We start from the raw sequence: 9,820 nt of genomic DNA, 5'->3' as shown, positions 1-9,820 counted from the left end.
CGAGTTCATGCTGGTGTTGGCGCAGTTGGGCGGCTACTTGAACAAAACAGGGCAAGGACCGCCCGGTTCCACCGTAATCTGGCGTGGACTGCGGCGACTGCAGGCGTACCGCGAAGCCTATATTGCATTCGGAACGGGCTAAAAAAAGATGTGTAGGATAAAGAGGGCAACGCCTGGGGTTTCAGACGCCACCACCTCGCGTTAGCCCCAACGGGGCGGCTCTATTTGCACATGCCATCCGAACGGCAGGATTGCGGCGAACATGAGGGCCGCCCCGTTGGGGCTCAAGAACGCTTCCTTCGGGATACATGCGGGTAATCACAAAACGGCGATTCCTGTCAGACAAGCTGACGGGGGATCTGGTTTTGTGGGTAAAGGACAGTGGTGGTTCGTGTGGATCGTGATTTCGTGTCAAGAGACCGCCAAGCCCTTTCGTTGCCAGGCTTGCGGTCGAAATCTCTGACCTGTCTTGCACTGCGCGGGCGTTTCTTGATAACGCTACGGGATGAAGAACCGCATGTTGTCGATGGGAATCGCAGCGGCGGTTTCACAGGAGAGTTTCACGGTGGAGCGGCCCCTTCGATTGGCCCCTGACCGAATCTTTTTGCCTTGACTTTGTGGGCCTCAGCGAGATTGTTGGAGCACACGGAACTCATCAATGCGATGAGTGGCAGAAGATGGAACTGCTAGGAAGGAGCAAGTCATGCGACGGAAGAAGAAGGCAAAAGCCAAATCGAAAATGAATGCACTGGGGCTATTTCAAGTCCTGCTGTTCACCACATTTTTCTACCTACTCAACGGTGTCGCGTCGAACCCGTTGGAAACCCAATCGGTTGCCGCTGAGGATGCCAGGCTGCCGTTTCGTCCGATCGGAAGTGCCAGCGCGGTCGATCAGTATTCGCACCCCGGCCAGGTCACTGAGACCGCCTACCATGCTCAATCCGGCGATCGCTGGGGAACGAGCGATATGGTCGATCAACCAGTCCGTGCACAGGGGATGTCGGCACCTGTCCGTCAAGTCGCCATGCAGTCGGGTGGGTTCAGTTCACCGCCACCCTCGAGTGGTTTCGCACCTCAGGTACCGACTCAGTTCGCACCGCCTCCGCTGAGCACGCCTCCGCAGATGTCACCCAATGCTGCGTCGACACCGCCGAGCGACGCGTCTCCTTTGTCGCCTCCGAGTCTCGAGTTCGACAATACGCCGCCCCCAGCGACATCGATGCCGTCTTCGACACCTCGGTCCCTACCCAGTTCCTCATCCGGCGGTTCCCCGCCGAGCGGTTCAACTTATGCGTCGCCACCGATCGCCGACTACGAACCCGTGATGCCACCGCAACTGTCCAACGGTGGGTTCGCCACCGCAGCGGATTGTCGCTTGATCACGCCACCGAGTACCTATACCGGGATGAGTCCCTATGGCGATCTCTGTAGCAGCGTGGCTCCTACGAATTACACCAGCCCCTACACACCGCCGCCTGCGGAGATTGCCGCCCCGGCCGCGATGCCGCCTCTGACGGCGGCGCCGCCCGTTGCCGCGGCGCCTCCGATCACGGTGCCGTCGACGGCGATCACGGTGCCATCCACAGCGATCACAGTGCCGCAGACGGTACCGCCCGTCAGCCCGCCGGCCTCCGCTCCGGTCGGCAGTCTGATGACGTTCGGGCAAGAATCGCTGCCGGTTCAAGTGGGGCAAGGATTGTGGGGACAGCCCGTTGCCTATGTCCCCGGTCAACGATGCCGCAATTGGCTGAGGTATTTCTCGTTCTAATGACGTTCACCCCCGTTTCAATCCGAAGGGCCGGGATGACCGGACCCGTTTGGGAATTCCATGCGGCCGCCGCAAGCTTTGCAGTGTCGAGGCGCTCCCGACGATTCCGAATGAGTACCTTGTCTACTACCTCCCCAACTTCACGGATAGAAGCTCCCATGCGCACCACCTTCTCATTGGCGATCGCTTCGTGCCTCGGCCTGGCAATTATCGTCACGGGGTGCCGCAGCGGATCCTGCCTGCCGCCCGCTGGCACGCTGAATCAACAGAAGTCCAACGCGATCATCCATGATCCGTTTCCGCTCGATGATATCGGGCCAGATGACCACAGCACGCGTCCTCCCAACTACCAGAAGCCGCTCCCTGAGCCGGTTCGAAACCGGATTGGCGCCGACGCCATGCCGTGGCTCGGTCGATAGCTCGATCCCCGGAAAATCAAGCATGCTGCCGCCGGTTTGATTCCCACCATTTTCTAGACGCCGATGGCGTTTCAACCCTGTTGCGGGCGTCGATTGCGGGCGAGAACCGCGCGGCGGCGTTATCTCGCGAAATACGGCAACGCCCCTCCCAGACTGTTCCTCGTAGCGAGCTCCAAGTGCATCGCATCCCATCCCTGGACGGGGCTGCGTGCCGCCCAACGAGATGGGTTCCGCATGCGTACGGGCGGAACCGAGAGCCGGTTTTCCTGCGGCGACGTTTCTCGCAAACTCTTCTGAGCCGCATTCTGCGGCATACTTGGCGGTTTTGAAATCGCCCGTGGGTCTGGCAATCTGTTTGCATGAGGCGGGTTCTATCGGATAAAACGGGTGGAATCGTTCATCGAGGCGACCCAAATTGCCACGTTGTGACGTAGACTTGCTTATTGTCGCTCTCCGCTTCGCCATTTCTGGCCCCGTCTCGGACCATTTGGACACTCTTGTATGACCCGAATTCGCCAGCGAATCACTCGCTTACTTTCTGTTCCCGCAGTCGCCTTGGTGACAGCACTGCCCATTGTGGGGGTGTCGCTCGCTTCGCCCAGTTCGGTTTTGGCCGCCAGTTTGCCGGAATTCTCCAAGGTTTCTGAGGGCTTCGAGAAGGTGGATGTGTCTGACCAACAATCGGACAAGGGGCTTTTTAATGTTTGGAAGCGTGACAAAGACTCGGCTGTCATTGGCGAGCTGCCCAAGAACTTCAAGGGAAAAAGTTACTTCGTCGCCCTCACGCTGAGCAGTGGTGACCGTTACGCCGGATTGCAATCGGGCGACTGGGTGGTGCAGTGGCGGCGCTACGATGATCGGATGGCTTTGGTCGTTCCTAATCTGAGCATTCGGGCCACTGGAGATGCTGAATCCAAGGCATCGGTGAAGCGTTTGTTCACTGATACCGTGTTACTCGACGTGCCGATCTTGGCCATCGGACCGAGCGGCGGTCCGGTCATCGACATGGACAGCCTATTGATTAGCAACGCGAGCAAATTCTTCGGCCGAGCTGTACGGATCACTAATTCACGCTTGTATTCGATCGAATCCTGCAAGGTCTTCCCGAAAAACGTCGAGCTTGCCTTCGAAGTCGTGGGATCTGGCGGTTTGCTGCAAACGCTGCACTATTCATTCAGTGAAGTGCCCGGCAGTTCGTCGGGCTACAAGTCGCGAAAGGCGGACGAACGTGTCGGCTTCTTCACCACCTCGTTTTCGGACCTGAGTGTCTACGAGGATGAAGACACACGAGTGCGTTTCATCAACCGCTGGCACTTGGAGAAACGCGACCCCAAACTCAAACTGAGCCCCCCCAAAGAGCCGATCCGGTTCTACGTCGAACACACTGCCCCGGTCCGCTATCGCCGCTGGATCAAAGCGGGGATCGACTATTGGAACAAAGCCTTTGAGAAGGTCGGAATTGTCGACGCGATCGTGGTGGAATACCAGGACGCCGTCAGCAAGATCCACATGGAGAAGGATCCCGAAGACGTGCGATACAACTTTGTCCGCTGGCTCAACAATGATGTCGGCACGGCGATCGGACCGAGTCGCGTGCACCCTGAAACGGGACAAATCTTGGATGCCGACATCATCCTAACCGATGGATGGATTCGGCACTTCAATTTCAACTACGCTGATCTGATGCCGAACCTGGCGATGGAAGGTGTCAGTGCCGAAACGCTCGCGTGGTTGGGAACGCGGCCCAATTGGGATCCGCGGGTCCGCATGGGGGCTCCCGAGGACGTTCATTCGTTGCGAGCGAAGTACGCTCGCCAAGCCGCGTCACCGATGGCCGGGTACAAGATGGCCCAGGCCGACCCGGCGTTGTTGGGTGATGAGGAATTTGATGGGTTGATCGGCCACGTCAGCCAAAAGAATGGCCTCTGCATGGCGGCGAGCGGACGTAGCATGGATCTGGCCCTCGCCCGCATGGATTGGGCATTGTCGCTGCACGCCGATACCGAGGCCGAAGCGGACAAGAAGAAGGAAGAGGAGAAGAAGCAAAAGGAAAAAGACGAAGCCGATAAGAAAGCGAAAGCTGAAAGCGGCGATGAGTCTGAAAGCGGCGACAAGTCTGATGGCGCTAAGAAAGATGAGGACGAGTCCGAATCGGATGCTGAGGAATCGCTCGATAAGAAGGGCGTCGAAGAGACTGTTAAGAAGGACGAAGACGAAATGCTCGACGGAATGCCCGAGTGGTTTGTCGGTCCCTTGCTCGCCGATTTGGTTGCCCATGAAGTCGGCCACACCCTCGGTCTACGTCACAATTTCAAAGCCTCGTCGTTGCGAACACTCGAGGAAATCAACTCGAAAGAAGTTAAGGGCAATCTCCCCTTTGCTTCGTCGGTGATGGATTACAACCCGATTAATTATCGCTATGACATCGGTGACGTGCAGGGCGACTACACCATGATCGACATCGGTCCCTACGACTATTGGGCCATCGAGTATGGTTACACGATGAAGGATTCTGACCTGGAAAAGATTCTCAAACGCTGCTCCGAGCCGGAACTGCAGTACGCCACAGACGAGGACACAAGCGGACCAGATCCTTACGCACGCCGCTACGACTTCGCCAAGGATCCACTGGCCCACGCCTCCGAGCAAATGAAGCTTGTTGAGCTGTACCGCGGCCGGTTGCTCGACAAGTTTGTCAAAGACGGCGATAGCTGGGCGAAGGCGCGGCGCGGCTACGAACTAACCTTGGGCTTGCAGATGCGATCGGTCAGCATGATGGCGAATTGGATCGGCGGCGCCTTCGTCAACCGCGACAAGAAAGGGGATCCGGGCAACCGGGTTCCTGTCGAGGTGGTCGCCGCAGAAGATCAACGCGATGCACTCGAGTTTGTCATTGAAACGACATTCCGCGACGAAGCCTACGGGTTGACCCCTGAGATTCTTGAGCGACTCGGTGTCGACAAATGGCTCGACGGTGGTTCCTCGGCAAGCATCTCTGCTGAAGCGACCTGGCCAATTCACGATCGCGTGCTCGACATGCAGGCTTCGGCGCTGACCCTCTTGATGAATCCCACGACTCTCCGCCGTGTCTATGACAACGAAATGCGTCTCCGTTCGGATGCTGATGCGTTGACCCTGCCTGAGCTGCTCAGCAGCATCACGTCGTCGGTCTGGACGGAGCTGGATCAGCCCTGTCCTGAGGGACGCAACGATCGCAAGCCGATGATCTCATCACTGCGTCGCAACTTGCAGCGAGAGCATCTGCAGCGGCTGGTGGATTTGATCCTCGAGGACTCGCCAAGCACGGCGGCCTACAGCCCGATCACGAATCTCGCCCGCATGGAGTTGCGTGCTCTGGCGGCGTCGATGGAATCGACACTGAAGAAATGTGAAGGCAAAATGGATGCCTACACCCTTGCTCACCTCACCGAGAGCAAGGAGCGTATCACTCGAGCACTCGAAGCTGGCTACACGTACGGCGGCAACCAACAAGGTGCCGGTTTGCTGATGATGCTGATGGGACGCGACGCCGCTCAAGAAGCTGCTGCGGCCCAAGTGGAATGAAGTGGCGCGGCTAGGAGAACCAGGTGAACCGGGCTGCATTCGTCATGGACGCATCGCTCGGACGCCGGTTCCTCAGGAAAACCGGATCCCCTGTCAGCTTGTCTGACAGGAATCGCCGTTTTGTGATTAGATCAAGATGGAGCATTCACCCCGCTCCCATGCGGGCTTGCCCCGCATGAAAGCAAAGTTTGTCGGCTTGGTTTCCTGTCAGACAAGCTGACAGGGGAACGCACATCGCTGTCGCGGTTTTCTAATGCCAAAACGTCGCTTCGGCGTGTGACAAGCACACGCGAAAGCAAGCCCTCTAGTGGTCTGTCACGACTTCTTCTTAGGGTAGTGGACGAGGCGACGAGTCCTGAACTGGCGTCAAATCCAAGGACTCGTCGCCTCGTCCACTACGATCAACGCTAACTTTTAACTGTGACAGACCTCTAGGTTCGCCCGGCAACGATCGCCATTTGGTTCAGGACCTCTGTACGCGAGTAGTGGACTTCGGCGTAGCGGGCCATCCACTGTTCCTGTTCGTAGGTGGATGGGACATGACCGATCATCTCGGTGAAGGCCCGTTCGAGCCACGCGACATTGTTGTTGCCACAGCGGTCGAAGTATTCCTGGGTTGCCATCAGCTCAATCGGTAGACGTCCCATGCGGTAGTCCGGATCGGGGACCGAGTTCCAGGCGGCGAGCTCCATCGACGTTGGGTTTCGTCCCAGATATTTTTGATAGGCGGCTGTCACCTGGGTACTGATATTGTCGTATCCGACGTAATTGGCTGCCACCACATTCGGGTTGGGTTGGGCGGTGGAAATGGTGGAAATGGTGGATTTGGGAGTCAGTGCCAGTTGCACGGACTTTGGATTGCCTTGGGTCAACACATAGGTTGGCTGAACCGTTTCGAAGATTGTGGTGTTGTTGTAGGTGATGAATGCGCGAACGCTATAGCGATCTGATTCCGAGATGTAGCTCGGGTCATAGTTGATCGTGAACGGGATTGATCCCTGTGAGAATCCCGTCGAGCGAAGGGTTTGTTGGCCGTTATGAATTACGAAATAAGGGCGTGTGACATTGACGATCTGAACGGTGATGACCGCGTTGGCTGGCACCGAGCCGCCCTGCACCGTCAGGGTTCCCGTCAGGCCTGCCTGTTGATCGTCTAGTTTAATGGGGACCGTTCCTAGCTGACCGGTGCGTCGGTACATCACCAACAATCGAACATTGCCCAGCGAATCGGCATGTTGATTCAGGATTTGCGCGATATCGAAGATCTTTGAGCCGACGATGCCCACCTGAACGCCATTGACGCAAACGACAATGTCGCCCGCACTCAGTCCAGCTCGCGCGGCGGCCGAGTTCGGGGAGACCGAGTCAAGGGCCAGGCCGACATCGGTGTTCTTTCCGGTCACACCGAGCGTCCAGCTCTTGTTGCTGGTCGTTGTCTCCGGCCAGGTTGGGCTGTTCCAACCGCTATTCCAACCGGTGCTCGCGGTTGCGTAGCCGTTGGCAGGGTAGGTTTGTGCCATTGCGGGAGTGCTCCATAGCGACGCCGCAAGAAGCCCAGCGAAACTGGCGATGCGCCACCAGTGATTGGTATTGGAGAGGGGCATGATAGGGGATCCTCGAACAAATGAATTGGGGTGGTGAGTGCGGGGCCGCGTGATGGGCAGGGATTACCGGGCGACACCGTCGAACTATTTTTCTGTCGCGGTCGTCGCGGGGTTTAGCTTGGCCAACTGCGCCAGCAGGGTGGGTGGGTCGAAGGGAAAGAAACCGGCGAGGATGTCTTGGCTTTGGCCGGCTTGATGCAGCGTGTATCGCACGAACTCGCGGGTAGCTTTGGCTTGTTCGCTGTCTTGCCCGATATCGAGAACAAGGGTCATCGGACGCGTTAACGGATATCGCCCCATCAAGACCGCATGGTCATCACAGGGGATCGTTGCGTGACCGCTGCGGAGCTCAACCAGACGCAGGGAGTGGCTGCCGCACTTGAGCGAGCAGATCGCGACACCATTCTTTTCGGATTCGAGTTTCTCGATGACCTCGGCATTGGAAGCATACGCCGCTTTTGGAGTTCGTATCGTCCGCTTGGGAAGCAGGTAATTTCTCAGGAAAGTCTGCGTGCCGCTGCTTGCTTTTCTCGCGATGACTTCGACAGGGCTCTCCGCTAAATCGTTGGTGACCCCAGCCGCTTGCCAGGTCACGGGTTCCGATTTTTGGGTCGGGTCGGCGACAGAAAACAATGCGGCGAACTGCGCGGGCGAGATGGACTCGATGGGATTGCTCTCGTGGACGAAAACACCGAGGCCTTCGCGAGCGACCATGATGGCCACCGGTTGTTTCAGGCCGCTTTGCTTCAATTTCTCGAGTTCTGCTTCGCTCACCGGTCGGGAGAGCATCCCCAGGCTACTGGGGTTCCTGCTCAGGCGATCGAAGACGGTCTCAGACCCCTCGGCGGAGATCACGACCGTTGATTTGGGGTGGAACTTCTTGAATCCGTGCGTCCAACCGTGAGCGAGGGCATCCATGCTCGTCGAGCCAAAGATGTCGATCTCCGTACTGACCTCGCCCTCGGGCAGGTAGGGCGGAATGGAATTCAGAACCGATCGAATCTCCTGTACCGAGAGGTGGGCGCCGGAGTCTTCGGCGAGTGTCAGGGACTGGGTCAGGATCGGCGTGATGCAGGCGAACAGGATCGCGAACTGCGTAAGGACCTTCATGGGGATCTCCATCGTTGAAAAGGCGGGGTGGAGAATCATTAGCTGACTTTGGAAAATGCGTAAAGAGCGATTGAGACACTCGGGCTCAGCTATCGATTCGGCGTCCTGTTTTCCGCTTGCGTCCTTGAGGTATCACGGCGTAGTTTTGCGTTCACTCGAAACCCTCGTCTGCCAGTGTTGAAAGAATCGATCCCAATGCGAGTTCTCTACGACGGTGCCATCTTCGAAAGCACGCAACGTGGCGGCATTGCCAGATATTTCACAGAAGTCATCAATCGCTTGCCGGCTGCCGTCCATCCGATTCTGATCGGTTCGGAGGATCAACTTGCCGACATGACGCACCGCAATTTCGTGCATCACAAGATCCGTGCGCGACCTCCCGCCAAGCTATTCAAGGGGCTTTGGAGAGCGGCGCAGGGGCGGCATGCCGCCCGGCTACTTCAACAAGAGAACGGCAGCCTGATCCACTGGACGTATTATCAAGGACTCTGTCGGCAACCGATTCGCTCATTGAGCGTGCCATCGGTGATAACGATTTACGATTTTATTCACGAAGCGTTTCCGGAGATGGAGCCCAGTGGCGTAACGCGTGCCATGAAACAGCGAGCAATCGAACTCGCCTCGCACATATGCTGCATTTCCCAAACGACGTTTCATGAGTTATGCGAGCGATTTCCTGAGGCCGCGAATCGTGCTTCGGTCACTCCGCTGGGCAGCAGTCTTACCGCTGGCGAGGCGGCGCCGCTACCGAACAGCCTCGTGGAGCGTCCGTTTCTCCTCTTTGTCGGACGCCGCGATCATTACAAGAACTTTGCCGTTTTATGGGACGCCTGGAACAACATCCAAAAGCGAGCACCCGAACTGGAGCTTGTCGTCGTGGGCCCGCCGATGGACAGTGCCGAACGCGCACGACTGGGAGCGAACTGCGAGTCGAGTCGCTTGCATCTGATTCCCAATGCTCCCGATAGCCTTTTGAAGGCTCTGTACCAGAATTGCGAAGCGTTCGTGTTCCCTTCCCGGATGGAAGGATTCGGACTGCCGATTCTGGAGGCGATGTCAAACAACGCGCCCGTTCTCGCTTCGTCCTGCTCCGCATTCCGCGAAGTCGCTGCTGATGCAGGACACTATTTCGATCCCGAAGATGTGGATTCGCTCGCCGATCTGTTGTACTGCATCAGCCAACAATCGCTTGCCGATCGCGAGGAAAAAGTGATCGCAGGGCATCGCCGTGTCGCGTTTTACACATGGGAGAAAACTGCCGAGCAGACCATGGACGCCTACCGTCAGGTCGTCCAGACGCCTGCCCAACGCAGACCCGCGTAGCTGGAAATTGAACCAGCCGTTGAACTCACCCC

6 protein-coding genes are annotated in these 9,820 nt (G+C 57.6%); 4 read left to right on the top strand and 2 right to left on the bottom strand.

From position 1 onward, the window contains the following. The first annotated feature begins 703 nt into the window (after nucleotides 1–703). The 3 genes from CA85_RS20425 (at nucleotide 704) to CA85_RS20415 (ending at nucleotide 5,751) form a co-directional block, all read left to right on the top strand. Nucleotides 704–1,768 carry a hypothetical protein gene (locus CA85_RS20425; RefSeq protein ID WP_146393206.1) on the top strand — a complete coding sequence of 355 codons (1,065 nt, stop codon included), beginning with the start codon at nucleotides 704–706 and terminating at the stop codon, nucleotides 1,766–1,768. A 158-nt stretch (nucleotides 1,769–1,926) separates the two neighbouring features. Then, the gene (locus CA85_RS20420; RefSeq protein ID WP_246113017.1) at nucleotides 1,927–2,187 is read left to right on the top strand and encodes a membrane or secreted protein; all 261 of its coding nucleotides are present in this window, start codon (nucleotides 1,927–1,929) and stop codon (nucleotides 2,185–2,187) included. A 501-nt stretch (nucleotides 2,188–2,688) separates the two neighbouring features. Next, nucleotides 2,689–5,751, top strand: a complete 3,063-nt coding sequence (locus tag CA85_RS20415) for a zinc-dependent metalloprotease (protein ID WP_146393205.1) — start codon at nucleotides 2,689–2,691, stop codon at nucleotides 5,749–5,751. A gap of 431 nt (nucleotides 5,752–6,182) precedes the next feature. Here the strand turns inward: CA85_RS20415 and CA85_RS20410 are convergent, their stop codons facing one another. Continuing rightward, on the bottom strand, nucleotides 6,183–7,355 hold the full coding sequence (locus CA85_RS20410; RefSeq protein WP_146393204.1) for a YbaY family lipoprotein: 1,173 nt from the start codon (nucleotides 7,353–7,355) through the stop codon (nucleotides 6,183–6,185). Nucleotides 7,356–7,439: 84 nt separating this feature from the next. Next, complete coding sequence (locus tag CA85_RS20405) at nucleotides 7,440–8,465, bottom strand: PstS family phosphate ABC transporter substrate-binding protein (protein ID WP_186775089.1); 1,026 nt, start codon at nucleotides 8,463–8,465, stop codon at nucleotides 7,440–7,442. Between the two features lie 195 nt (nucleotides 8,466–8,660). Between CA85_RS20405 and CA85_RS20400 the strand changes: the two genes are divergently transcribed. Next, nucleotides 8,661–9,788 carry a glycosyltransferase family 4 protein gene (locus CA85_RS20400; RefSeq protein ID WP_146393202.1) on the top strand — a complete coding sequence of 376 codons (1,128 nt, stop codon included), beginning with the start codon at nucleotides 8,661–8,663 and terminating at the stop codon, nucleotides 9,786–9,788. Nucleotides 9,789–9,820: the final 32 nt, after the last annotated feature.

It is taken from the genome of Allorhodopirellula solitaria, from assembly GCF_007859855.1.
Taxonomy (GTDB): domain Bacteria; phylum Planctomycetota; class Planctomycetia; order Pirellulales; family Pirellulaceae; genus Rhodopirellula; species Rhodopirellula solitaria.
Note: the sequence above shows the minus strand (reverse complement) of the source record. Positions and strands in the feature narration are given on the sequence as shown.